16 protein-coding genes, 2 pseudogenes and 1 riboswitch are annotated in these 24,754 nt (G+C 54.7%); of the genes and pseudogenes, 5 read left to right on the top strand and 13 right to left on the bottom strand.

Annotated elements, in window-relative coordinates:
• The first annotated feature begins 199 nt into the window (after positions 1-199).
• Positions 200-1,702, top strand: coding sequence for an amino acid permease (locus CRD59_RS05985; protein ID WP_113853778.1), 1,503 nt, complete (start codon positions 200-202; stop codon positions 1,700-1,702).
• 59 nt (positions 1,703-1,761) lie between these two features.
• On the opposite strand, the gene CRD59_RS05980 is transcribed toward CRD59_RS05985, so the two are convergent.
• Positions 1,762-2,712 (bottom strand): 3-hydroxyacyl-CoA dehydrogenase family protein, encoded by a 951-nt coding sequence (locus CRD59_RS05980; RefSeq protein ID WP_113853777.1) that lies wholly within the window; start codon positions 2,710-2,712, stop codon positions 1,762-1,764.
• Between the two features lie 129 nt (positions 2,713-2,841).
• A riboswitch (Lysine riboswitch) is annotated at positions 2,842-3,023 on the top strand.
• 106 nt (positions 3,024-3,129) lie between these two features.
• Here CRD59_RS05980 and CRD59_RS05975 point away from each other — a divergent pair.
• Positions 3,130-4,611: an amino acid permease gene (locus CRD59_RS05975; RefSeq protein WP_113853776.1), complete on the top strand. Its 1,482-nt coding sequence runs from the start codon at positions 3,130-3,132 to the stop codon at positions 4,609-4,611.
• A gap of 281 nt (positions 4,612-4,892) precedes the next feature.
• Positions 4,893-6,401, top strand: coding sequence for an amino acid permease (locus tag CRD59_RS05970; RefSeq protein ID WP_113853775.1), 1,509 nt, complete (start codon positions 4,893-4,895; stop codon positions 6,399-6,401).
• On the opposite strand, the gene CRD59_RS05965 is transcribed toward CRD59_RS05970, so the two are convergent.
• From CRD59_RS05965 to fbaA, 3 genes are all read right to left on the bottom strand, one after another.
• The gene (locus CRD59_RS05965) at positions 6,391-7,512 is read right to left on the bottom strand and encodes a LacI family DNA-binding transcriptional regulator (RefSeq protein ID WP_113853774.1); all 1,122 of its coding nucleotides are present in this window, start codon (positions 7,510-7,512) and stop codon (positions 6,391-6,393) included. The genes CRD59_RS05970 and CRD59_RS05965 overlap by 11 nt on opposite strands.
• Before the next feature lie 54 nt (positions 7,513-7,566).
• Positions 7,567-8,868: an adenylosuccinate synthase gene (locus CRD59_RS05960; protein WP_113853773.1), complete on the bottom strand. Its 1,302-nt coding sequence runs from the start codon at positions 8,866-8,868 to the stop codon at positions 7,567-7,569.
• 98 nt (positions 8,869-8,966) lie between these two features.
• Positions 8,967-10,040 carry a class II fructose-bisphosphate aldolase gene (gene fbaA, locus CRD59_RS05955; RefSeq protein ID WP_113853772.1) on the bottom strand — a complete coding sequence of 358 codons (1,074 nt, stop codon included), beginning with the start codon at positions 10,038-10,040 and terminating at the stop codon, positions 8,967-8,969.
• A 610-nt stretch (positions 10,041-10,650) separates the two neighbouring features.
• Between fbaA and dcd the strand changes: the two genes are divergently transcribed.
• Positions 10,651-11,232 carry a dCTP deaminase gene (gene dcd / locus CRD59_RS05950; RefSeq protein WP_113853771.1) on the top strand — a complete coding sequence of 194 codons (582 nt, stop codon included), beginning with the start codon at positions 10,651-10,653 and terminating at the stop codon, positions 11,230-11,232.
• A 368-nt stretch (positions 11,233-11,600) separates the two neighbouring features.
• On the opposite strand, the pseudogene CRD59_RS05945 reads toward dcd, so the two are convergent.
• Positions 11,601-12,435 (bottom strand): annotated as a pseudogene (locus tag CRD59_RS05945) (sugar phosphate nucleotidyltransferase); the annotation flags it as partial.
• 950 nt (positions 12,436-13,385) lie between these two features.
• Here CRD59_RS05945 and CRD59_RS08170 point away from each other — a divergent pair.
• Positions 13,386-13,727: a hypothetical protein gene (locus CRD59_RS08170; protein ID WP_236632772.1), complete on the top strand. Its 342-nt coding sequence runs from the start codon at positions 13,386-13,388 to the stop codon at positions 13,725-13,727.
• Between the two features lie 61 nt (positions 13,728-13,788).
• Here the strand turns inward: CRD59_RS08170 and CRD59_RS05935 are convergent.
• From CRD59_RS05935 to CRD59_RS05905, 8 genes and pseudogenes are all read right to left on the bottom strand, one after another.
• Positions 13,789-14,351: pseudogene (locus CRD59_RS05935) on the bottom strand (GDP-mannose 4,6-dehydratase); the annotation flags it as partial.
• 444 nt (positions 14,352-14,795) lie between these two features.
• Positions 14,796-15,758, bottom strand: a complete 963-nt coding sequence (locus tag CRD59_RS05930; protein ID WP_269088374.1) for a DMT family transporter — start codon at positions 15,756-15,758, stop codon at positions 14,796-14,798.
• A complete protein-coding gene (locus tag CRD59_RS05925; protein ID WP_113853768.1) occupies positions 15,745-17,532 on the bottom strand; it encodes an NTP transferase domain-containing protein in 1,788 nt (595 codons plus the stop codon). The genes CRD59_RS05930 and CRD59_RS05925 overlap by 14 nt, the downstream gene beginning before the upstream one ends.
• Positions 17,533-17,703: 171 nt before the next feature.
• Positions 17,704-18,543: a LicD family protein gene (locus CRD59_RS05920; RefSeq protein WP_127920949.1), complete on the bottom strand. Its 840-nt coding sequence runs from the start codon at positions 18,541-18,543 to the stop codon at positions 17,704-17,706.
• 49 nt (positions 18,544-18,592) lie between these two features.
• Positions 18,593-19,951 carry an MATE family efflux transporter gene (locus CRD59_RS05915; protein WP_127920948.1) on the bottom strand — a complete coding sequence of 453 codons (1,359 nt, stop codon included), beginning with the start codon at positions 19,949-19,951 and terminating at the stop codon, positions 18,593-18,595.
• A 921-nt stretch (positions 19,952-20,872) separates the two neighbouring features.
• Complete coding sequence (locus CRD59_RS05910; RefSeq protein WP_161522288.1) at positions 20,873-21,601, bottom strand: glycosyltransferase family 2 protein; 729 nt, start codon at positions 21,599-21,601, stop codon at positions 20,873-20,875.
• A gap of 757 nt (positions 21,602-22,358) precedes the next feature.
• Positions 22,359-22,487, bottom strand: a complete 129-nt coding sequence (locus tag CRD59_RS08285; RefSeq protein ID WP_269088373.1) for a hypothetical protein — start codon at positions 22,485-22,487, stop codon at positions 22,359-22,361.
• A gap of 512 nt (positions 22,488-22,999) precedes the next feature.
• The gene (locus CRD59_RS05905; RefSeq protein WP_113853764.1) at positions 23,000-23,875 is read right to left on the bottom strand and encodes a glycosyltransferase; all 876 of its coding nucleotides are present in this window, start codon (positions 23,873-23,875) and stop codon (positions 23,000-23,002) included.
• Positions 23,876-24,754 lie beyond the last annotated feature (879 nt).

Here is a 24,754-nt window from a genome sequence, read left to right as displayed (position 1 = left end):
ATCCGGGACGAGCCGGGCGCTTCCACACAGCGAGACGGTTGGACGCCGGGGACGACCTGCTGGCTAGACTGGTGCATGGACTTTCAAAAGCCAAGGCCCACAAGGCGCGGCGGACTGGAGCCTCCGGTACCGACCGGGCAAGGGCCCGGCCTCCCCGGGACAGGACCAGCGAGCGGATAGGGATAGGGAGCACTTGAGCATGGGTCGGCAGAATGTCCTGCAGGACAGCGAACGAACGGCGGAGCGGTCGGGAGGAGACCCAGGCGGGGCCGGCAGTTTGCGGCGCACACTCAAGAACCGGCATATTCAACTGATCTCCCTGGGCGGCGCAATCGGAACCGGACTCTTCTACGGATCCAGCGAGTCGATTGCACTGGCGGGCCCGGCGATCCTGCTCGCGTATCTGATCGGCGGGACTGCCATCTTCCTGATCGTGCGCGCACTCAGTGAGATGAGCGTGGAGGACCCCCAGGCCGGCGCCTTCTCCTACTATGCCACTCGCTACTGGTCCAAGCGGGCCGGGTTCGTGTCCGGCTGGAACTACTGGTTCAACTACATTCTGGTCTCCATGGTGGAGCTTTCGGTCGTGGGGTCGTTCGTTAATTACTGGTTCCCAGCCATCCCTGCCTGGGTCTCGGCGGCCGTGTTCCTGGTCGCGATCACCGCCGCCAACCTGATGGGGGTGTCGCGGTTCGGCGAATTCGAATTCTGGTTCGCGATAATCAAAATCGTGGCCATCATCGCCATGATCCTTGGTGGCGCGGCGGTCGTGGCCATGGCCCTGCCGTCCGCCGCTGGGATGCGCGCGTCGTTCGCCAACTGGTTCAATGACGGCGGGTTCCTTCCCACCGGGCTAATCCGGCGGTGCCCGGACGGACACTGGACCGGCCTGCTGATGGCACTGACCGTGGTGATGTTCTCCTTCGGCGGCACTGAGCTGATCGGCATCACAGCCGGTGAGACGGCCGAGCCACGCAAGACCATACCGCGCGCCACCAACGACATCATCTGGCGGATCCTGGTCTTCTACATCGCCGCCCTGGGCATCATCATGGCCGTGGTGCCCTGGCGCTCGATCGGGCGGCCGGACACCAATGGCAACGTGTCCAGCCCCTTCGTGCAGATCTTCGACTCGGTGGGCGTGCACGCGGCCGCCGGCATCCTCAACTTCGTCTGCCTGACCGCCGTCATGAGCGTCTACAACTCGGCCCTCTACTCCAACTCGCGCATGCTTTACTCGCTGGCGAAGCAGGGCAACGCGCCCGCCTACCTGGGCCGGGTTTCGCGCGGTGGCGTGCCCTACGCGGGTGTGCTCACCTCGGCCGGCATCACCGTCATCGCCGTGGTGGTGGTCTTCCTGTGGCCGCAGTTTGCCTTCAACTACCTCATGAGCGTGGCGACGGTCGCGGCCCTGATCAACTGGGCCATCATCATGGTCACCGAGATGAGGTTCCGCCGGACGGTCGCCGCCGGGCACGGACCCAATGCCCTGGCTCGCAAGAGCGGGGGCGCGGCCTTGGACGCCATCGCCTTCAAGCTCCCCTTCGCGCGCGTCACCCCATGGGTCCTGCTGGCTTTCATGGCCCTGGTGGTAATCCTGATGTGCCTCTCCCCCTCCTACCGGGTCGCCGTCATCATAGGTCCCATCTGGCTGGCCCTCCTGCTACTCGCCTATCAGCTCACCGCTCGCGGGAAAGGCTAGCCATTTTTGAGTGAAAATCCACGTCGGGGATTCCCCCCTATGGGACGATGCCCGGAAGACTACTCATGGTCGCGGGCATCACGCTGGAGGGCGGACAGGAGTCGGCGGTCCCGGTAGGCGATCCGACGACGGGCCTGGGTGCCCTGCCAGGGGTAGAAGCCGCGACCGGTCTTGGCGCCAAGCTCTCCGGCCGCGACCTTGGCCTTGAGCACCTGATCCTCGCCACCCTCACCCGCCAGATCGTCGTAGAGGTACTTGGAAATGTTGTCGAAGATGTCCAGACCGCCCAGGTCGGCGCTGGCGATCGGGCCCAGGATGGCCCAGCGGCGGCCGAGCGAATACTTGACGATGTCATCCACCGCCTCTGGCGAGGCGATGCCACGCTGCACGATGTTCAGGCATTCGCGGATGACCGCGGCCTGGATGCGGTTGCCGACGAACCCCAGGGACTCCGTCTTGAGCGGTACCGCATGCTTGCCAACCCGGTTCATCAGGGCCACGGTCGCCTCGACCGTCTCCTGGCTGGTCTCCTTGCCCGGAACCACCTCGACCAGGGGCATGAGCTGGGCCGGGTTCCAGAAATGGGCCACGACGAAACGCTCGGGATGGGACAGGACCGAGGCGATCTCGCTGGGGCTCAGGCCCGAGGTGTTCGTGGCCAGGATAGTGCTCTCGGAGACGATGGCCTCCACCTGCGACCAGACCGAATGCTTGACGTCCAGGTTCTCCAGGACCGATTCGATGATGAAGTCCACATCCGCCAGGGCCTGGTAGTCGCTGGTCGGATCGATCCGGTCCAAGATGTCCTGACGCTCGTCGGCCGGGACCAAGCCGGACTCGATGAAGGTATTCAAATCGTTTTCAATCAAGGTCCGTCCACGCTCCAAGGCCTCCTGGCTGCTGTCGACCAGGACCACCGGATAGCCCTTCATCGCGAACTGAAGAGCCGTCGCATGCCCCATCGTTCCTGCACCGAGATTACCGATACGCTTGATGTCGTCCACTGCCATGGCGTCCACCCCTTCACTGTCCGGCGCTCGGCCGTCGAACGCCCGCGGCCCCAGTATATCGGGAGGTCCAGGATGTGGGACGGAAACACCCGGAGGCCAAACATGCGCTATAGTGTGTGGCACAACATTAGTCACAGAAGAGGTCGCTGAGCTCATCAGTAACCGGACAGAGGCGCAACGGCGCCTGGGAGGTCCGGCGAAAGGGTGGTCAGCCGAAACGTTCAGGCACCGTCGGGCCTGGAGGTTGGGACTGGGTTCAACAAATCCAGGACTGTCGCAGCGGTTGTTCGCTGCGGAGCGCTATGGACGATTCAAGCGTTAGCCTCGGTCGACGATGCCCGGAGCTGCATGGCTTCCAGACAAAGCGGCCAACGGCTTCCGTCGTTTTTACGCTCCTTCTTACGTATTGCAAGGAGGATGGCCATGACCCAGACGGGTTCGGCAACTACCAGCGGCAGCGGCGATTCGGGAGGGGTGCAGCGCAATCTCAAGGCACGGCACGTCTCGATGATCGCCCTGGGCGGGTGCATCGGCACCGGCCTGTTCATGACCTCCGGGTCGACGATTTCCAAGGCGGGCCCGGGTGGTGGCCTTGTAGCCTACGCCGCCATGGGCATCATGGTCTACTTCCTGATGACCTCCCTTGGCGAGCTGGCCACCCACATGCCGGTCTCCGGTTCTTTCGCCACCTACAACGCCAAGTATGTGGATCCGGCGCTCGGCTTCGCCATGGGCTGGAATTACTGGTTCAACTGGGCCATCACCGTGGCGGTCGACATCTCAACCGCCGCCTTGCTCATCCAGTACTGGCTACCTGATTCACCCGGGTGGGTCTGGAGCCTGTTAGTCATGGTCGTGATCTTCCTGATCAACGCCCTCACCGTCTCCACCTTCGGCGAGACAGAGTTCTGGCTCTCCCTTATCAAGGTCCTGACGGTCATCGTATTCCTGCTGATCGGCTTCGCCATGATCTTCGGCATCATGTTCCAGCCCGCAGTGGGTCTGAAGAACTTCACCTACAAGGGTGGCCCGTTCGTGGGCGGATTCCCGGCCATCCTCTCGGTGTTCCTGATTGCGGGGTTCTCCTTCCAGGGCACCGAGCTGGTGGGCGTTACCGCCGGCGAGTCCGACAACCCGTCCAAGGCCGTGCCCAAGGCCATCAACGAGGTGTTCTGGCGGATCCTGCTCTTCTATATCCTGTCCATTTTCGTCATCGCCGCACTGATTCCCTACACCTCTCCCAACCTGCTGTCCGCCGCGGACGGCGACATCGCAGTCTCCCCCTTCACCCTGGTCTTCAAGAGGGCCGGTCTGGCGAGCGCCGCATCAGTGATGAACGCGATTGTGTTGACCTCCGTGCTCTCAGCCGCGAATTCAGGCTCGTATGCCTCCACTCGCATGCTCTACGCCCTGGCCAAGGACCACTACGCCCCGCAGATTTTCGCACGCACCACCAAGCATGGCATTCCGATGGCCTCCCTGATAGCCACCACGGTCGTGGCGCTGGCCACCTTCGCCTCCTCGATTTTCGGACAGCAGGTCTACATGTGGCTGGTGGCCGCCTCGGGCCTGACCGGCTTCATCGCCTGGATCGGCATAGCCCTGAGCCACTACCGCTTCCGCCGGGCGTTCGTCCTGCAAGGGCATGACCTCAGCGAACTCAAATACCATGCCAAGCTCTTCCCGCTGGGCCCCATCCTGGCGCTTATCCTATGCCTGGTCGTGATCGGCGGGCAGAACATCGAGGCATTCATCCAGTGGAATTGGCAGGAAATCGGCGTGACATACATGTCAGTGCCTCTGGTGCTGATCCTCTTCTTCGGCTACAAGATCAAGCACCACACCCACCTCATCCCCCTCAAGGACATCGACGTGTCGGCCGCTGACGACACCCGCTGAACCGCCGCGAAACCAGGCGGACGCCCACACCTTCCTGCCGAACGCGACATCTGCCTGACTTCTACAGGAGCTAGACTGGCCCACCATCAGCCGATGGCGGGCCGGCCGTCGTGCGGGCCAGTTCCTCGAGGAATGGCTGGCACGCACGGGTCTCCACCAGCGCGACGAATGCCGGCATGACATCGGAACTGAGGACTTCCCGCGACCGCGTCCAGGCCCCGGAAGCCGCAACAGCAGAGCGCGACAAGCAACCGCACGAGCGATCCCGGAAGGAGGGAGATATGACGAACACACCAGCGGACACACGAGCCGCCACCGGCACCGTCGGCAACCAGAAGGGTGGCGATGGGCACGGCGGCGTGCAACGCAACCTCAAGACCCGCCATATCTCCATGATCGCCCTGGGCGGGTGCATCGGCACCGGCCTGTTCATGACCTCGGGATCCACCATAGCCAAGGCAGGCCCGGGTGGTGGCCTGGTGGCCTACGCCGCCATGGGCATCATGGTCTACTTCCTGATGACCAGCCTGGGTGAGCTGGCCACGCATATGCCGGTCTCCGGCTCCTTCGCCGTATACAGCTCCAAGTACGTTGATCCGGCGCTGGGCTTCGCCATGGGCTGGGATTACTGGCTGAATTGGACCATTTCGGGCGCAGTCGACATCTCCACAGCTGCACTGCTCGTACAATACTGGCTGCCCGACACGCCAGGTTGGGTCTGGAGCCTGCTCGTCCTGGTGGTCGTCTTCCTGATCAACGCCCTGGTCGTCTCGGCTTTCGGCGAGACCGAGTTCTGGCTGGCGCTGATCAAGGTCGTGACCATCATCGTCTTCCTGGTGGTCGGCTTCGCCATGGTCTGCGGCATCATGTTCCATCCGGCCGTGGGTCTCAGGAACTTCGCTTACAAGGACGCCCCGTTCGTAGGCGGGCTGCCGGCCATCATGTCCGTATTCCTCATCGCGGGCTATTCCTTCCAAGGCACCGAGGTGGTCGGTGTGACCGCGGGCGAGTCCGAGGACCCAGGCAAGGCGGTGCCCAAAGCGATCAATGATGTGTTCTGGCGGATTCTGCTCTTCTATGTGCTCTCCATCTTCGTGATAGCCGCGCTGATCCCCTACACCTCACCCAATCTGCTGGGTGCCTCCGACAGCAACATCGCGATGTCACCGTTCACACTCGTCTTCCAGCGCGCAGGACTGGCAGGTGCGGCCTCCGTGATGAACGCGGTGGTGCTCACATCCATCCTGTCGGCCGTCAACACCGGTGCATACGCCTCTTCACGCATGCTTTATGGTCTGGCGAAGGACCACTATGCCCCTCGATTCCTCGCCACCACCACCAAGCGAGGCATTCCGATGGCGGCGCTGCTCTCCACACTGGGTATGGAACTGGCCACTTTCGCCACTTCCATCTTCGGGCAGTCCTTCTATATGTGGCTCGTGACAGCGACCGGCCTGACCGGCTTCATCGCCTGGATCGGCATAGCCCTGAGCCACTACCGCTTCCGCCGTGCCTTCCACAGGCAAGGGCGCAGCCTGAAGGAGCTTAAATACCGCACCAGACTCTTCCCACTTGGCCCGATTCTGGCCATGGTCGTGTGCGTCATCGTCATCGCCGGTCAGGACCTCCCGGCGTTCACGTCCGGCGACTGGCGGGAGATCGTAATGACCTACTTCAGCGTAATCCTGGTTGCAGGGTTGTACTTGGGCTACAAGTTCACCCATCACACGACAATCGTGCCCTTGGAGGACATCGACCTGGAACCTGGACCCACTGCAGTCAGCGGCTGAGCAGTTCTTGAACGGAACCCGTCCATCGGGTGGATTCCCCTGGCTTGAGCGACATGGAAATAAGCTCGGACACAGCCTGATCACCCTCACCTGCACCTGGTTGATCAGCGGCCCCTGCGCCTTGGTAAGCCTTCCCTGGAATGACCTGGACCAGGCGCCGCACCAAAGCGTTCGCCAGGCCGTCGAAATCCTGGAGGACACTCGTCAATCTGACTCCGGCCAAGTCAGACACATACGTGCCGTCGTATGCGATGATCTGCACATCCCCGGGAATCGACCGACCCCGGCGTAAGGCCTCCTGCGCACAGAAAGCAGCGGCCAGATCGGGTGCCACTATGGCATCCAGGTCCGGATGCCGCTCAAACGCCAGATGGGCCGCATCCTTGAACTCCTCCATTCGGGCCACCGACTCGATCTCCATGTACTCGTAGCGAATGCGCTTGGCCAGCAGTGTGCGCTCGAACGCCAGGTGATAGCGAATCGGCGGAAATGTGGGCTGGCCCGCGATCGTGATTGAACCCAACGGCTCGGAGTTGAGACCGGCAGCAGTCTGGTAGTGGGTACGGGGGCCACCTATCTCCACCACCCGCCTTGCGCCGGTCCGCACGAACAGTTCGGCCGCCAACCGGCCGCCCTGGGAATGGTCCGATCCGACCGAGGGGATGGATCCGCCCAGAAAACGGTCGAAGGCCACGATTGGACGGTCGATGGAGGACCAGTAGTCGGCAGGATAGACCGCGTGGGCACCCATGATGATGCCATCCATGGCCCGCCGGCGCAACATGTCCACATATTGGCTCACATCCTGGTCCACGTCGGCGGTGGAGCACAGGGCCGTACGCAGTCCCTGCTCGTAAAGGGCTCGCTGGAGGGAGGCGGTCAATGTGGCGAAGAACGGATGCCGGATGGTCGGAATGATGACCCCGACCAGATTGGTCCGGTTACGGGAAAGGTTGCGGGCCAGTTCGTTGGGCACGTAGTTGAGCCGGTCCATGGCCGCCTGGACACGCTCGGCCATCGCCGGCGAGACATAGCCGTTGCCGTTGACGACCAGGGAGACCGTGCTGGTGGACACGCCCGCCTCACGGGCCACGTCGCGCATACCGACCATCAGGGCACCTTCCGCCGAATCGGAGCGGTATCGAACGTTCGATACCGACTGGACTCAGTCTACCAGAGAGCGCAATGAGACGATTTGGTCGCGTCCGGCCCCGGAACCGATGGCCGAGATCCGGCAACCGGACAGGTCCTCCAGCCGGTGCACGTAGTCCTTGGCCTTGTCGGGGAATTCCTCGAAGGAACGAGCGCCAGAGATATCCTCGGACCATCCCGGGAACTCCCGGTAGACCGGGCGGGCGGAAACGAACTCGGCCTGGTCAGTCGGCATGTGCTCCACGCGTGCAGTGGAGCCGTCGGCCAGTTTCACGTCGTAGGCCACACAGACCGGTATGGTCTCCAGGCCGGTCAGCACGTCGAGCTTGGTCAGCACGATGTCGGTCAAGCCATTGACCTGGGTCGCATAGCGCGACACAAGGGAATCGAACCAGCCACAACGACGGGGGCGGCCTGTCGTGACGCCGAACTCGTGACCCTGCTGGCGCAACCACTCACCGGAATCGTCATTCAGCTCGGTAGGGAAAGGACCTTCGCCCACACGGGTGACGTAGGCTTTGGCCACGCCGATAACGCGGTCGATCTTAGTGGGGCCCACGCCAGTACCCGTGCAGGCGCCACCGGCGGTGCAGTTGGAGGAGGTCACAAAAGGATAGGTGCCATGGTCCACATCCAGCATCGTGGCCTGCCCTCCCTCGAAGAGGACCGACTTGCCTGAGTCCAACGCCTGGTTGAGCAGGAGGGAGGTGTTGGCCACATAGGGCCTGATTCGCTCCGCGGCCTTCAGGAGCTCATCCACAGTCTCGCCCACATCAACCGCAGGCAGGTCGTAAATTTTTTCCAGCATCAGGTTCTTCTGGTGAAGAGACGCCTGTACCTTGTCTCGCAGATGTGCCTCGTTGAACAGGTCATGCACACGGATGCCCACCCGGTTGACCTTATCCACATATGTCGGACCTATACCGCGACCGGTGGTACCTATTTTGTGGGAACCCAGAAAGCGCTCCGAGACCCTGTCGAGCGTGCGGTGGAAGGGGGCGATGATGTGCGCCGCCTCGGAGATCCTGAGTCTGGAGCAGTCGACACCGCGCTCCTGGAGGCCGTCGATCTCGGACAAAAGGGCTTCGGGGTCTATGACCACGCCATTGCCGATGACCGGGGTGAGGTCGGGATGAATGATGCCGGAAGGCAGGAGGTGGAGGGCATAGGTCTGATCGCCCACGACCACCGTATGCCCGGCGTTGTTGCCCCCGTTGAAGCGGGCGACATAATCCATTTTGCTGCCGATCAGATCGGTGGCCTTGCCTTTGCCTTCATCACCCCATTGCGCGCCGACGATCACGATTCCAGGCATGAGCTCCTCCTCCGCTCCAAGCGGTCTTCCGCGCCTCGCACCGAATCGGCCGCCATGAGCAGCCTACCCCGGAGCCTAGAAAGCTACACCCCTAAGCCCTACTTGAGGGCGCGGCCCGCTGATCCCAGCCGCCGGCAAGCCTCGACCACACGTGCGGCCATGGAGTCCTCGGCCTCGCGGCCCCAGGAGCGGGGGTCATACTCGCTCTTGGCGCCGACTTCGCCATCAACCTTCAGGACCTTGTCATAGTTGACGAACATGTGGCCGGCCACACCCCGCGTGAAGGCATATTGGGTGTCGGTGTCCACATTCATCTTGACCACCCCGTGGCTCACAGCCTGGGCGATCTCCTCCGGGCGGGAACCGGAGCCGCCGTGGAAGACCAAAAGGAAGGGCTTGCCGCCCGGTGCGGCGTCCGCCTGCCTCACCGTGCAATCCGGGAGTTTCCCCTGGGCAGCCGCATCGGCCGTCGCCCGCTGAATCCGCCCCAGAAGATCCGGCCTGAGCTTGACCACACCCGGCTTGTAGGAACCATGGACGTTGCCGAAAGTGAAGGCGGCCATGTAACGACCCTCCTCACCCAGACCCAGGGCCCGCGCGACGGCGACGCCATCCGCCGGGCTGGAGTAGAGACGCTCGTCGATGGCTGCCGAATGGCCGTCCTCCTCACCGCCGACCGCGCCCACTTCAATCTCCAGCACCGTATGGGCGGCCAAGGAAGCATCCAGGAGCTCACGGGCCACACGCAGGTTCTCATCCAAGGGCAGGGTGGAGCCGTCCCACATGTGAGACTGGAAGAGCGGCCCCTCCCCCCGCGCCGCCTGCCCCTTCTCATAGGCCAGAAGGGGACGCACCCACTCATCCAAGTATTGCGGAGCGCAGTGGTCGGTGTGGAGTGCCACCGTGATGCTCGGGTAGTGGGCGATCATTTCATGGGCGAAGCGGGCGAAGGCGATTGAACCAGCCACCCGGTCCTGCACCCGCCGCCCCGACAGGTAGGCGGCACCGCCGACCGACACCTGGATGATGCCATCCGACCCAGCATCCGCAAAGCCTTGCAGGGCCGCGTTGAGGGTCTGGGTGGAGGTTACATTGATGGCCGGGTAGGCGTAACCGCCGCGCCTGGCCGAGTCCAGCATGAGCGCGTATCGCTCGGGGGTCGCTACAGTCATGCTTTCATTATCGTCGTTACCACCGATAAAGCCCCTGGGATGGGACCATCTGGGCAGCCGACGGCAAAGGCCGCCTGTGCAATATAGAAAGCCCGGCGGATGGGGGCCGCCGGGCCGAGAGAGGAAGAGAAAAGAAACTTAAGTTGTCAGTGACCGCCGAACTCAATCACATCAGTAATCACTCCGTCGGCCTCTTTCCTGCCAACAACTACAGTAAAGCAGGCATTTCTCAGCGAAGCTGTGAAGTTGTCTGAGAGTTTCATGGGAACTTTGTAATATTTTTGTAAATATCTAGCTTGCTGGTACCTAGCCCTCGGAATCTCCCCTCAGAAAAGAACCCGGCGGGAGAAGAGAGACCGCCGGGCAGAGATGAGGTGGGGATATTCAACCTCTCGAGTCCTTCCAATGCAACTCAACCGACACGGCCTGCACCATGCCGACTTAGTACAGTGAAACAGGCCAGACTTGGAAGATGACATGTTTATCCTGTGAATCCCCTGGGAAAGGGGCACCAAACACCACTGAAACCAGCTAGAGGCCGGACCCAAGGAGTCTCCTATGGAAGTAGACTGGGAACCAGATGAGAACGGCGATGGTAAGGAGAATACGCATGCTGCTCAGCGACCACGACATAGAGGCTGCCCACGCATCAGGGAGCATCTCCCTCGAACCGTGGACGCCCGAGATGGTGCAGCCCGCCAGCGTCGACGTACGTTTGGATCGGTTCTTCCGCCTGTTCAACAACCACGAATACACCTATGTAGACCCGGCCGAGGACCAAGGCAGCCTGACCGAGCAGTTCGAAGTGCCCGCCGGGGACCCCTGGATTCTCCATCCCGGTGAGTTCGTGCTCGGATCAACCTGGGAGTATGTCAAGCTCGACGCGACCATCGCCGCCCGCCTGGAGGGCAAGTCCTCCTTGGGCCGGCTGGGCATCCTGACCCACTCGACCGCCGGATTCATCGACCCCGGCTTCGAAGGCCACATCACCCTGGAGCTCTCCAACGTGAGCACCCTGCCTGTCAAGCTCTGGCCCGGCATGAAAATCGGCCAAATGTGCTTCTTCCAGCTCAGCTCCCCCGCCCAGCACCCCTATGGGTCCCAAGGCACCGGTTCCCACTACCAAGGCCAACGAGGGCCGACGCCGTCAAGGTCCTACATCAACTTCTACAAGGCCGACGTGGAGGGGTGACCGTCTGTCTCCCGTGCCCCCTGCGCGGAGGTCAGCTTCCACAGGAACGGACCAACTTACCAACTACCATCGTGCGCACCTGTGCTCGGTAGTGCGTTTATCCTTCACTCAGCCAAAGGTTTGGCCACGCTCAACTGAAATGCCACGGTCCGAATTCGAACCGATCTACGTGGGCTGCGGCTGGCCCTAGCCAAAGCCTGATAAACGGGCCAATCTCTGAGACTTGGGTGAAACCAAGAGAGCATCCCAGGCAAAGAACAATGACCTGACACGCACGATTCACTGGTCGCCTGACTCAGAAGACCACTTGTGGCCGCCGTATCCTCATCGACCAATCCGGTACAAGAACCGCTGCTACAGCACCTATATCTCTTATCAGCCACATCCATAAAGTGCCTGCCATACGGAGACTTCCCGTATTACTCCGCGGCTTTCAACAATTGGCCTATGGGAAATCCATCCATCCTCATAGGCCATTCCCTCGACAATAGCTATGGGCGGACCCTGAACATGTTGCACGATACGCACGATTTCAACAGCTGCATAAGAAAGATCTGTGGACCTGTATCCAGCCAAACGTAGCCACGGCCTAAGGTGCACACTGTGAGCAATCCGTCTTCCAAATACATCCGATTCAAATTGGTGATCTCCAGCTCGCCCCTGGCAGAGGGCTGGACCTGCTCGGCAAACTCGGTCACCCTGCCGTCATAGAAATAGAGTCCGGTGATCACATAGTTGCTTGCTGGGCGTTTTGATTTTCCAATGATACTCCCCACCCGGTGGTCTTCGTCCAATTCAACAACACCGTAACGCTCGGGATCATCCACATAATAGCCGACAACCGTACCCCCATGAGATATGTCGGCGGCCGAGCGCAGGGTGCACCCCAGACCGTTACCGTAGAATGTAGAATGTGGTGTCACCAAAGGCCAGCGCACAGGGCTCTCCGACAATAAAATTCTCTCCCAGGATGAAGGCCTGCGTCAGACAGTCAGGGCTAGGCTTAACTTTGTATGAGAATCGGACTCCGAATAGCTCTCCACTCCCTAAAAGGCGCTCAAAATTCGGCAAGCACAGTGAAGTCACAATGATCAGTATGTTGCGGCTGCCAACCATCATTAGGACACCCAGCGGGGAATAGAGCACCGGTTTATCGTAGACCGACAGCTGCTGTTTCGAGGTCACCGTCGTCAATGGATACAGCCGCGTATCCTACCCACCGGCGAGAATTATCCCCTTCATATGCGATCGTCTCTCATTGTTGTCGCTTAACTATCGACCTGTCCAGCACTGGCAGCCTAACGCCACACTGAGCCCGTACACACACTCGACGTTCTTTTACTCGTTTTTTGCGCAATCCTCGATATACTGGCGCATCAATTCCTCCCAATCCGCGAGCCTGAAGCCAAATGACTCGTTTGTGGGCAGATTCAGATCGCTTTGTTCTGGTCTAGGAGCTACCGTTTCCTTAACCTGGACGATAGTGTATTGGGCGGTCGAAGCTGGCTTGCCCCTGTCCCCATCAACATTCGTCTTGTCGAAGAACAATCGCACAATCTGCGTCCAGCGGCAAATCCAGCCTATGCCTTTGAAATTGTAGTAGTCGTAGGGGCTCTGGAATCCAGCAGTAAGTAGATGGCTCTGACCATAGCATCGGTGAAGGCCACACGCTTTAACTGGTCGTCGACGACCGTGACCTCTCTGAGACGACTGCTCGAACCAGTCACTTTGTCCGAGAGATCAATCATCGTCTTCATGAAATTGACCCTTGGCCGATGACCCAGCTGGAACGCAGGACGAAGTGCCGAGGGACGTCCGACACAGCCATGTCTCCCGCGGCCTTGGTCTACCCGTAGACCCCCACCGGAGAAAGGGCCTCGCTCTCGGAGTGCTCCCCCAGCAGTGCTGCCGAAAACGTAGTCGCTGGAGATGCGCACTAGGGTCTAGTGTACCTGCGGGCCACATCCGCCAACAGGCTGGCCCTTGTGTGTTAGCCTTCCACGCTAACCGGCGCCCTCCCTCGGTCTCCGCCACCGTGTAGAGGCTCCGGTGGTGACAATCGCGCCATACAAGGACCAATCGAAGCACCCATAAACCGTCGGATCAGAAAAGTCGAAGGTGCCAATATCGGTGAACTCAAGCCCTGGGAGGCCATGCCTTACGACATGCCGCCGAATGGCCTGGCCCAGCTGGCCACACGACCCTGTAACCAGCGTACGACCCGAATCCATCAGCTCGACATCCTTGAGCAATGGGCGGTGCAGGCCGGCCTCACTGAGTTCGCACTCCTCCAACGAAATCGGTCACTGGATATCGATATCGGGATCAGCCAGGTTAACGAACATATAGGTCTTCTTTTGCTCCAGCGATCAGTGCGCGTTGATCAGGTAGGCGTAGATGGTGCCGCCTTCCAAGGACTGGAAACTGTTGCCCACCCCCCGCTTGGTATTGTAGTTGATTTTGTTCTGAACCAGGTTGATGACAGGCAGCCATAGATCGGTGACCTTCGTCTGCTACCAGTACAGTGCTCTTTGAACCAACCCCGGTTGCCGCCGTGGGCCGACAGTTATTCGAACAGTTCGAGATGGTGGCCTTCAAACCATAGGTTCTGAACCAGGCCCTCACCAGCAGGTCCGAGGCCGCCTTCGTCGAGAAGTAAGATGAACAGGGGTGATAAGAGTCTCCTCCGTGAACCGGGCTGGGGTCATCCAGAGCAAATCCTGTATGCCTCATCGGAGCCGATGTGCTGGTAGCGCAGGTCGTATTTGCGAGTCGCCTCCAGCAGCCGGAAGGTTTCCTCGACGTTAGTCCCGACAAAGGGGTCGGGATTTATTATCGAGTTATCGTTGTGCGAGTCAGCCGTTTAGCGCATTATGGCATCATCCCCGTGCATGATCGCAACCAGCAGCCCCGTGTCGCAGATATTCCCCTGCACGAACTCACACGGTCGTCCGGCAGACCTTAGATGTTCTCAATGTTTCCCGTGATTAGCGCATCCAGGACATCGATATGCCCCCCCCCCCCGGATGGTACTTGAGAATGTAATGGGCGAAGTTCGAACCAATGAAACCACAGCTGCCAGTCACAAAAATATTACGAGAGGAAGAATTGTCTGTCATAACTCATATCGTAACCGCAAATCCTATACATAGCCGCGACGCACCTCCATATTCGGTAGCAAGAATCGTTCGCGCAATAAACCTATAGGCGCTGATGCTATACAGCTGCTTGGAAGCCAAGGGAGCCCGGTGGTGCCGACACACATCGTTTGTCTGTTGCTATCTACATAATTTGCTGGCTTGTTGACTTGGTTCGCCGGTTGGTCTTCACGCATGCTGTCGACAAAGTCGAAAGCCCGATATTTGAATTGCCATAAGCCAATTCGCGTAAAATCCTAACCCGCGTTTAAAATTTTCTGCCACGGTTAATTCAACCAGCCACGGATAGGTAGCTCGTAGGCCACTGGGGAACCTTGCCCCGCTGTTGGAACTCTTTTCTGTTCAGCACAAATCACCGATCAGGAACTCAATAAAAACTACAGCGCTATGGATCTCATTCACTCGCTATTCCTGCGACACCGAGGGATGACGGAAGATATCCTTCCAATCACAAGAGGCAAATACCGATCCGCCCAGTACAACAACACAACACACTATTGTTATTACGCTGGGTACAGTACCCTGCAGAACAAACGCAAAGAGTACAGCCCAAGCTGAATATGAGATATTCAGTGCCATCGATGGAGCCGCACCAATAAGATCAATAGCCTTATAGTATGTCAAGTATGAAGCTGCTCCAGCCAGCCCGGCAAGCACTACTACCAGGGTCGCCTTTGACGGCAAAACATCCAAAGCGACGGGCCAGGCCTTGAACAAAGGCAACACTATTGCTGCATAAGCGAGCGCGGACACTGTTTCGCGAATCTGTATGGCAGTTTCATTGTCTACAGCTCCTGCGGTCATTCCCCAGTCGCCAAGCACACCTTCCGCACCCCAGCCCAACACCGTCAGCAAAGCACCAATCATTCCCAAAACCGTATTGCCGTGCTGCGTGATTGGTGCCGAAAACCACCCCATAGCCATGACGGCAAGCACTGCTACTACCAAAGCACCAAGTTGAGGTATGCTCATACGTTCTTTGAGCAAGATATAAGCCAACAATGCCCCGAAAGCAGGGAACAGTGATGATATGATGGCTGTATAACCGGCTCCGATATTGTTTATGGCGATAACGTAGCCCGTCATGCCAATCGGCCCACCTAACAACGCTCCGAACACGACTACAAGACCACTCCGTGTTCTGAGTCCTTTCCATGTTTCTGAAAGACGCCTCTTAAGGCCCATATACAGGAAAAGCCAGATTGCACAGGCCGCATCATGCACAAAGGCTGCTACTAAAGCCGCAAATGCAAAAGACTGCGACAACGAAGAGTATGGGCTCAATAACATTGCCATACCTAGAACAACCGTATCCAAGCCCCACAGGGCACCAGCTAGACTCCCAACCTTCACGTCAGGCCTCCTCATACATCTTCAGCGTACGGTCCAAGAAACCCTGCGCATATTTATAATAGATATACAGCCATTCCCCAATGGGCGAGTCGACTGACTCCATATACAAGCCCCAAAGATACCAACACCAACCTGCCAACTGAATATGAGCAAGATTATGACGCCGTTCCTCATCAGTTGGCGTCCTCCCGAAGTAAGCTTCCAGTGCGAATTCAATCTGTTCATCATCAAGCTGGCAGCACACGCAGAAAGTGCCGAAATCAATCGCATAATCTCCCATTCCGGCATACTCCCAATCAATCAGTGAAATATCGTCATTTTTGCCAACTAAGAAATTGGCTCCGAGAAAATCAACATGGCACAGACAGTGCGGCGCATTATCCCGCTCAACAAATTGCTCAAGCCGTTCCACCTTCTGAGCCATCCCACCGTAGCCCTTTATTTCAATGGGGCCACACTCGCGTAACAGTCGTTCGTAATTCTTGGCCTCATCGTAAAAGTTGAAAACGCGGTTGATGCTTTCACCTGAATCGTGCAACTTTCTTGCCATTTTCATGGCTTCCTGGATTTGCGCCTCGTTGTGCGGGTCAAGATTTTTACAATTCGGAATAAAAGCAGAAATCTTCCAACCTTTTAATGGATCCTCATATATAAATGTCTTATCAAGGTGGAGTTTACTGGCAATTTTCTGCACCTTAACTTCTTCTGCTCGATCAATTATTCTGTCAGTTCCATCGCCTGGATGTCGATAGACGAACTCGCCTTTATCTGTCGCAAAGTGGCAAGAAAGATTCGTGAGCCCTTGCTTAAGAGGATACATTTCACGGATTTCATCCTTCCCACATCCCAATACACTCATGATATTGTCAAAGATCTCGGAATCTACATTCTGCAGAAAATGCGGATCAAACCCTTCAAGCTCATCTAGAGAATCAAACTCATTGATTATTCCGTCCTGGTATGGCTTCAAATCCATATCTAGCACATTCAGATGCTTTTTATAGATACCTTCCCAGAGCTCGTCCGCGGTCTCCGGTGAATCGTATTCATCGGCCAAAATATGAATAAAACTCCGCGAAAAAGCACGGTCAAAATACGCATGACCTAGCATGTACCAGCTGTCTGACCCGCCAATATTCACATCGGTAATCCTGCCTTCGGAATCTGCTGTGAGACACCACTCTTTTGTCGGACCGGCTGCATATTGAGCAGCATAATATGCCTTCCACACATACTTTTCAAAAGGATTACTAGCGAAATAATCGTCACTGGAGCAAACATATGTATTGCTCAGCCTGTCACGGACTGCCCACAGAGAGCTGTTGTTGTTGCGTAGCACGTATTCATCATTGACAACGATGCTAACGCCGTATTTCTTCTGGAGATAGAAAAACTGTTCTTTCTTATAGCCGACCACGACAGTGATATCCTTAATGCCGGCACGTTGCAACTGTTCAATTTGACGCTCGATGAGCACATCGCCTCGCACACAAAGCAGACCTTTCGGCTTCTCGTACGATATAGGCGCAAACCTGGACGAAAGACCAGCCGCCAGAATAACCGCATTGCAGACCTTGTACGGCTGTAGAGCCTCAACGCCTTCCTCCGTCACCGTTCCATCAGCGATGTAATGGCAAGCGCGCAAACTCCTCACGGCCGAATTCACGCTTCCCAGAGAAAGACCCGTGATACTTGCTAATTCCCGCTGAGTACTGTTCGAGTTATTGTATAGAGCTTTAAGCGTAAGAAATTGCTTCTTTACTAGCAAGGCCACCTCGATTATGTTCATTTACTTCTCTTTTACCCCAACATCTGAACATATTATGCCAAAGAAGCAAATCTCGCGAATCTGACCAATGCCATCCTTGAGTGCACGCTTTTAGGACCACCCACTTCGTTCATCATCGCTTGCCTCTCTGAGACATCGCGAAGCGATCTACTCTCGCAGGAAACGTAATGACTAGTTGTCATCTCTAGGTACTATTGAATAATAATGATGCCCTATTCGTTCTTTTACCGGCGGAAGCTGCATATAATCACCGTAGATGCGACGTAGAATCGCATCAGCGTTATCAGGAATGCGCACTTTCAGGCCTTCAAAAATTGCCTGCTTGCCTTCGCCGTAATCGCTTTTCTCATCGACTATCAGCGAACCTTTGGTGTCGTTCCAAATCTTGCAAGCAACATAGTCGGCTTGTTCATACTCTTCTACAGTAGTGTAGAGAGAGAGTTCTTCCCAGTAAGTACGAGCATCCTTCAGTATGAGCGGCCAAATACTCTTAACCACACGCATAAGTGGGTTTGCAAGTTTATAGGGAGTCGAGAATTTGCCTGCTCGCATATAATTTGATGAAATGGTGTGCACTTTCCTGCTCTCTCTATGAGCCTCTTTGCTGCTGCCATAGAGTCCATCTAGTGGATAGATGTCGATAAAGGTGCCCATTTGCGGTATTTCGTCGTCATATTCTCCTACCTGTTTATAGTGCGTATCGCTGATGCGTGTAATAAGGAAGGGAATCAACTTATTCTCTGTCGTATGAATTGCCAGAAGAGAACCAGTATCATGCTGCGGATCGTCAAAGAAGTCGAGCAATTTATTATAATCTGGTCGAGGCATGTAGACATCCAAATCATCATCCCAAGGAATAAAACCTTGATGACGTATCGCGCCGATTAATGAACCATATGCGAGGTAATAGCATAAATCATTATCCTCACAGATTTCGATGAACTGCTTTAGTATCTCTAACGTTGCAAGCTGAATTTCCCTTGTTGTTAACTCTCGCTTTTTACCCGACATCTTCAAATGACCCTCCACTGTCAGTTGCTGGCTTGACTTAGGATAAGTATCAAACCGAGGCTTTGATACTTTTACGGAAACAGCTTACAAATACAAGGTAAGTGGCACCATAGACCAGCAAAGCACTCCAAGCTGAAAGAAGATAGGCAGCAACGATAAAAACAATTGTAAGCACTAACTCGCCAAACGCAATAGCGCTCTTCTTCATCCCGAATAGATGCGCTATATAAACTTCTGAAAATATGCTCCGCAAAACAATGACAATCATCACACCACAAAGTACAGAGCTGATGGAATGCAACAAATAGATGCCGAACATGGTTAACAAGAAACTCAAGAATGTGGCTGATGCATTAATCCCTAGCATGCTTCTTTCGCGTCTGATCACATTGAAAATAGTGACGCAAAGAATGCTCATTTTGCTATCAAACACACACACAGGAAGTAAAAGGATGAGATAGTGAAAGCTATCCTCATAACCAGGCAGCCACAGCCCCAGCACCCACACCATCGGGAAGTACATCAAGTACACGAGCGGGAACAGCAGACTCATGGCATTACGAGCCTTGGCAAAAAATGTTCTCACACTTTGCTCGCCACTCTGCCTCAGCGCAGGAAACAACACAATACTGGCCTGCTCTACAAAAACAAGAAAGAAATTCACCAAAGAGAAGATTAATGAAAGCTTCCCAAACTTTTCAATACCCCAGTTCAAATCTATAAAGAATCGGGCGACGCCTAAGATAAGCATGCTCGCTACATTAGCCAACATCAAATTGATGCCAACTTTGATGCTGTCTACCCCTTGCCGAGCCGCAGTATTGATGCCAAGCCAAGGCGCGCCGACGAATTCGCGGAGGTGCCATATGCAATAGATTAGTTGGATGAGAGTCGAAACTGTATTGGCGAATACATACGGTCGGAACGAACGAACATCAGTAACTATAAATATAACGCAGGGTATAAAAAATGCCGCATGCTCTATCACTATAGAGTAAGAGGATTTCTTCGTTTCGTTCATGCATTGCAGAACGTTTGACATATAGGTTGCAGCGTTCTGTAAAACTAAATAAATTCCAGTTTGCGCGATGACGAAAAACCTACTTGGGCCTGGTTGCAGGATAAAACCCAGAGCCACGATAATCAAAGCAATGATGGATTGGTAGCCTACTCCAAATATGAACTGCGCCTTGACTGAGGCTTTATCCATCTTGTCTCTCGAAATTCCACCCATCTTCAGGTATATTCCGGAGCTCAACCCTAAATGGAAGAAACCCACATAAGAAACATAAAATAGATAAAGTTGCCAGTATCCGTACTGTTCAATGGGGAGCATCTTAGGTATAACCAAGGTCAGCAACGCACTCATGCACATGCTGATGCCTTGCGAGAAGAAGGCAATAGACATATTCGAAAGAAGAGATTTGCGGTTCATAGGAACCCGAGAATATTTATAGGGGCTATCACTTCATTCCTCTTCTCACGACTATGCCAAACTCAACAATAACGCTGACCCCCAGAAAACAATTATCGCGGTCCCAAGGAAAAGGCTGGCGAAACCCCAAGGGAGAATACTACCAACTTCTAAGACATCTTATTCAACCACGAAAGCACTCACGCAATTCGAAAGCTAAACACTAATAGCCTTTCCATAATTAGCATTCCAATATTGCTCTCTTTTAAACATATTCCGTGACCGCACGTTCATATTACAATATGATGCCTCTAGACGGGTACTTCCTGCTACCTACATGCGAGTGCCACACTACTATCGATTCCCGGTAGGTAGCCGATCCCCTAACACCTGGTTTGAGCAGTGTCCTCCGAGACCCTCAGGAGATGTGCCATTGATATCCGGGTAGGTTAAATCCTACCATAGCGTCGGTGCGATTCTGTCGCGGATGATGCCTGGGGGGAGATAACAGGAAAATTTGATGCCGTTATTGTCCCACTGATGTAGCAGCCACATGAGCTACGAGGGCCAAAAAACAGTTCCGCAATCCGGGACGATTGCTAAGCCAGCGGCGGACGCACCCATTATGATTGCCGATCGCGTCACTCAGACGGGCTATATTGACATCGATCAGATGGTGCTATGCCGCTATTGCGGGTGTGACTGGCCCATAGTAGAACATCGTTATCTCCGATTGTTCTAGACTGACTGATATTGACTAATATAGTAGGAGGGGGGCGACTCTCCATTAGATAACAGGCTTCCACAAACTTGAGCCACAACCACCAACACACTTATTTCTGGCAAATCGCAAACAGTTGGCTAAATCGTTATCGAGCACATCCGGCATACTGAGCAATACGGAGTATGGTTCGGTTAAAACCTCGACCTTGAAAACAAACACTGCAATAATTGAATACGTTTCTTCAGCATATCTTTAATAGATCCATGCGTAAGCTCAGTGACATTGTCGTCATGCCTTCTATAGAGCCCTAGAACTTGAGGATAGAGTAGAACCTTGCCATACCTATCATTTATCAATCCTATCCATTGGTCATGCATAGGCACACTATATGGTATCGGCAATATCTTGGTCAGCATATTCCTGCGGAAAGCCATTGCATTACCCATATAGGAATTTTTCAATATGTTTCGGACAAAGCCGGCCTGGGAGCCTCGAAGGTGGAAGAAGGACGGCTCAACTATCTGCAAATTTTTATCGACTATTGCGACATCATGCAGAATACATGAGACTTCTGGATGCTCTTTAAAAATCTCCATCACTTCCGATACTTTTGTCTTTAGCCAGATATCATCTTGGTCAGCCAAATAAATAATTTCACCCTTACTGCATGTCAAACCGTAAGAGAAATTTCGTATAACCCCTTTGTGGGAATGGTCGCGCAGTAGACGAACCCTGCAATCACTCTCGGCTATTTCCAATACAATTGATTGGGTCTGATCCTTTGATCCATCATCTGCTATGATGAGTTCATCTTGAATACGCAGGTTCGACAGTATCGAATAAATCTGTTCTTTTAAATATTTCTCACCATTATATGTAGCCATCACCACGCTGATTCTCATGACTTCTGCCTCCTCCATTTGACATACTCTATCTATAGAATCGAAGTATTCGTTAATTGATGGACAAAAATTCATAAGCTCGTTCTAATTGGTCGTAAACATACGAAACTCTTGAATAACACCTCAGCTGCATAGTGACTAATGACCGATTAACTTAACACAGCGCTAGTTTTTTTAAAAAACGATAGCAAGGCATAATCTATGTGGAGGTAAATGGCCGATATACAAGTTGTTGAACCATTTATAGCATTTACAATGTTAAACGACTTATATGGATACAACGGAGGCAGAAGATAGCTAAATGGTTATCCACTGCCACTAATCTACTCTGTCGCGGTGCCGGTCTTGGTGACTGTGGCCTTACCAATCAGTGTCTGAACCATATGCCCCATTATGCTGGTGACTGCATAGCACTTCTGTTCCCTACGCAGCACAGTAAGATTGTTCAGTGGGTCGAAGTCCTAAACACTGCATGCATGAGCGATCAGTCAAACATCACGTGCCGATTTCAGTGCGCATTGTCGATAAGCCGATGAAATCATCCTGGTTCTGCATTTCAAACCCAGCTCGTTATGGTTTTGGCATGCTAGAAGCTACACGTGCAAAGATTCGAACAACTCGTTGATAGCGGGGGGGGGGGGGGCAAGCTCGTTGCATCGGCCAGCAAAGATGCCGTACGCGACTATGGGCGCTTGCATATATCCTGCTGTTGGCAAATTACGGACCCCGCGGGTATTGCTGTAACACGACACACCCCTTGAGCCACTTCCACCAATCATCGCAAACGCTGCAGGCCAGCAACCAAACCATCTGGCAGACTTCGCTCTTCCATGTCATAGGAGAACAGGGATTCGCCAGAGTTTTTCAGTCTGAAATTCCATGCAGACAGTGCAGCCAGCTTCATGCCAAGATAAGACATATGGCATTGCATGAAGTTGTTCTACCCAATCCGCTTTAATCCCTTATCGATGTTCTCGGACCTGTCCCACGTCACGCTCTAGAGGCGGCGATGCTACCTAACGGCGGTCCTGAGTTCAGATATATCTTGACCTGCGCACCTACCAGCCCACCGCGTGGTCTTCGACCAGGGCCACAACCACCGCGGTTCAGCCAGGTTTCTTCAGCCATGCCACATTCTAATCGCTCTGGAACCTGAGAAAACGTGCGGCATAAGCCATCAGATCAGCTTGGTTATGTCGCTACTGGATGCAGACATTGCCGGGCTAAGTCAGCGACTGCTTTGCTAAGTGACCACAGATAAGGCGTTATCAATCGTTCATGCCGCGCTCACATTTTTTGCCCAATCCAAACCACGTTCCAATGCCCGAGATTGGGCATCATTTCGTTAGGCACCACTAATCTCGGCAGGGAATCTAACTCATTCCTCCAGCATTGCTAGAGGGGAGGGGGGGGGGGCTAGTATCCAATAGTCTTTCTGTTTGCTTCGATTCCGCCCATCCGATTTCCCAGATATCTGGCGGCACAATCGGCCACAAATGCACTTAGTTCCGAAAAATCCTTTTGAGCCAGCAGTTGTTTCATTACCCTAAAGACCATCTTCCCTCCTTCTCCTACGGCAGATGCTCCGTACAACTCATCTCTATGAGAAGCCAGGAACACTCCGATTGCCTTATTCCTCGAATACTCTTCACCGAGTGACAAATTGTGCGAATGTATAACTGCAGCATTGCCTGCATAAGCAATTTTATATCCATTCCTAAGAAATTTGGCTGCCATCAGCATATCCTCATTGGTATTACAAGGACGCGCAAACCCTCCACATGATAAATATGCCTCTCGCCGATACGCGCTACAGACATCCGAGACAAAAAAAGTTTTAATCCCCAACTGTTTAATATCAGACACATCTCTTGTAAAAGAGTGGTTTGGGTAGTTATACTGTCGAACTAGCTTTTCAAACTTGCGTGCGTTTGACCTAGGTATTTGTCGGCCCGACACCATTGCCACAGCAGGATCGCAAAAAGGCTGTGTCAAATTCTCTATGTACGATTGGTTTACCGGTTTTGCGTCTTGGGTCATAAACAGCACATAGGTGGACGACGTAGACATAAACGCCTCATGTCGAGTTGCGCCGTGATCAAACTCATTCCTAGAGATAGTTAAAACAGAAGCTCCATGATTACCAGCAATTTGAACTGTCTCGTCGTCTGAACTGGAGTCGATGACAACAATCTTGTCAGGAACAAGGGTCTGTGCGGCAAGGGAATCCACTAACCGCCCTATTGTAGGCCCTGCATTGAGGGTTGGAATCACAATGGAAACAGATGACATAGTTACCACTTCCGACGTTGAATAATACTCACTATAGAATCGTTTTTGAACAATGCTAAACGCTCAGGAAAAACTAGATGTTCGTTTGGAGTATAAGCTCAAAGTTTGTTCTTTTACAATTCAATCACCCCATTATTACTGTACTTCCCTAAATGAGGGTATCAGTAATCGGGCTTTGTAAATCCCAAGGGATGCAGTTCCTATGTGAATATACCGCAATCCACTCACTTACACAGCAGGAACGTTATGGAATATAGAAGTTCATATCCGATGACCAACCCCTCAGACATCAGAACAGAACCCGGGTTCCCCTGCTTCAGAAGTTAACCATGAATCCAAATCCCCCCCCCCCTAGCCCAGACAGAAACCACTTGACCGGCCCTACTGGCCCTGGAAATAAAAAGTTGCTTTAGCCTGGTTCCAGTCCTGCATAAATCAGTATTAAAGATTGTCAAGCAAAGGTGCATGACGGCGGAAGGCAATCTGCCGCATAAGCCCGCACCGATTGGTAGCGTCATCCCGCAGAAGGCCTTCTCTGACTGATTAACAGCGGCCGCTTCGAGCTAGCGGACTGTACACCACAAAGACGCGCAAAAGGAAGCAATTGTAACGAAAGCACCTATCAGTGACCCACGCCCCAGGAAGCACTGCAAGCGGTGATGTCAACGTTCTAGCCCGCCCACTCCGCCGACCAGCACCCACCTTCGGCCACTACCGACCCCGCAAAGCACACGACTCGCCCACCACCCCTACACATCGCACGACGCACCCCACCCACCCCGCACCGACTAACACCGAGAGCAGCTGCGCAGCGAGACACACTACTACCACCCGCGACTAACACATAACCACCATGGCGCACTCCTACCACCGAGTGAA

Source organism: Bifidobacterium xylocopae (assembly GCF_003315615.1).
Classification (GTDB): Bacteria; Actinomycetota; Actinomycetes; order Actinomycetales; family Bifidobacteriaceae; genus Bombiscardovia; species Bombiscardovia xylocopae.
Note: the sequence above shows the minus strand (reverse complement) of the source record. Positions and strands in the feature narration are given on the sequence as shown.

Bases quoted from the DNA above. Each gene is read 5' to 3' on its own strand.
- CRD59_RS05920 (WP_127920949.1), bottom strand. From the start codon at position 18,543: ATGTCGGGTAAAAAGCGAGAGTTAACAACAAGGGAAATTCAGCTTGCA.
- CRD59_RS08285 (WP_269088373.1), bottom strand. From the start codon at position 22,487: ATGAAGCTGGCTGCACTGTCTGCATGGAATTTCAGACTGAAAAACTCT.
- CRD59_RS05985 (WP_113853778.1), top strand. From the start codon at position 200: ATGGGTCGGCAGAATGTCCTGCAGGACAGCGAACGAACGGCGGAGCGG.
- CRD59_RS05970 (WP_113853775.1), top strand. From the start codon at position 4,893: ATGACGAACACACCAGCGGACACACGAGCCGCCACCGGCACCGTCGGC.
- CRD59_RS05980 (WP_113853777.1), bottom strand. From the start codon at position 2,712: ATGGCAGTGGACGACATCAAGCGTATCGGTAATCTCGGTGCAGGAACG.
- CRD59_RS05975 (WP_113853776.1), top strand. From the start codon at position 3,130: ATGGCCATGACCCAGACGGGTTCGGCAACTACCAGCGGCAGCGGCGAT.
- CRD59_RS05925 (WP_113853768.1), bottom strand. From the start codon at position 17,532: ATGAACATAATCGAGGTGGCCTTGCTAGTAAAGAAGCAATTTCTTACG.
- CRD59_RS05905 (WP_113853764.1), bottom strand. From the start codon at position 23,875: ATGTCATCTGTTTCCATTGTGATTCCAACCCTCAATGCAGGGCCTACA.
- fbaA (WP_113853772.1), bottom strand. From the start codon at position 10,040: ATGACTGTAGCGACCCCCGAGCGATACGCGCTCATGCTGGACTCGGCC.
- CRD59_RS05915 (WP_127920948.1), bottom strand. From the start codon at position 19,951: ATGTCTATTGCCTTCTTCTCGCAAGGCATCAGCATGTGCATGAGTGCG.
- CRD59_RS05910 (WP_161522288.1), bottom strand. From the start codon at position 21,601: ATGGAGGAGGCAGAAGTCATGAGAATCAGCGTGGTGATGGCTACATAT.
- dcd (WP_113853771.1), top strand. From the start codon at position 10,651: ATGCTGCTCAGCGACCACGACATAGAGGCTGCCCACGCATCAGGGAGC.
- CRD59_RS05965 (WP_113853774.1), bottom strand. From the start codon at position 7,512: ATGGTCGGTATGCGCGACGTGGCCCGTGAGGCGGGCGTGTCCACCAGC.
- CRD59_RS08170 (WP_236632772.1), top strand. From the start codon at position 13,386: ATGCCTTACGACATGCCGCCGAATGGCCTGGCCCAGCTGGCCACACGA.
- CRD59_RS05930 (WP_269088374.1), bottom strand. From the start codon at position 15,758: ATGAGGAGGCCTGACGTGAAGGTTGGGAGTCTAGCTGGTGCCCTGTGG.
- CRD59_RS05960 (WP_113853773.1), bottom strand. From the start codon at position 8,868: ATGCCTGGAATCGTGATCGTCGGCGCGCAATGGGGTGATGAAGGCAAA.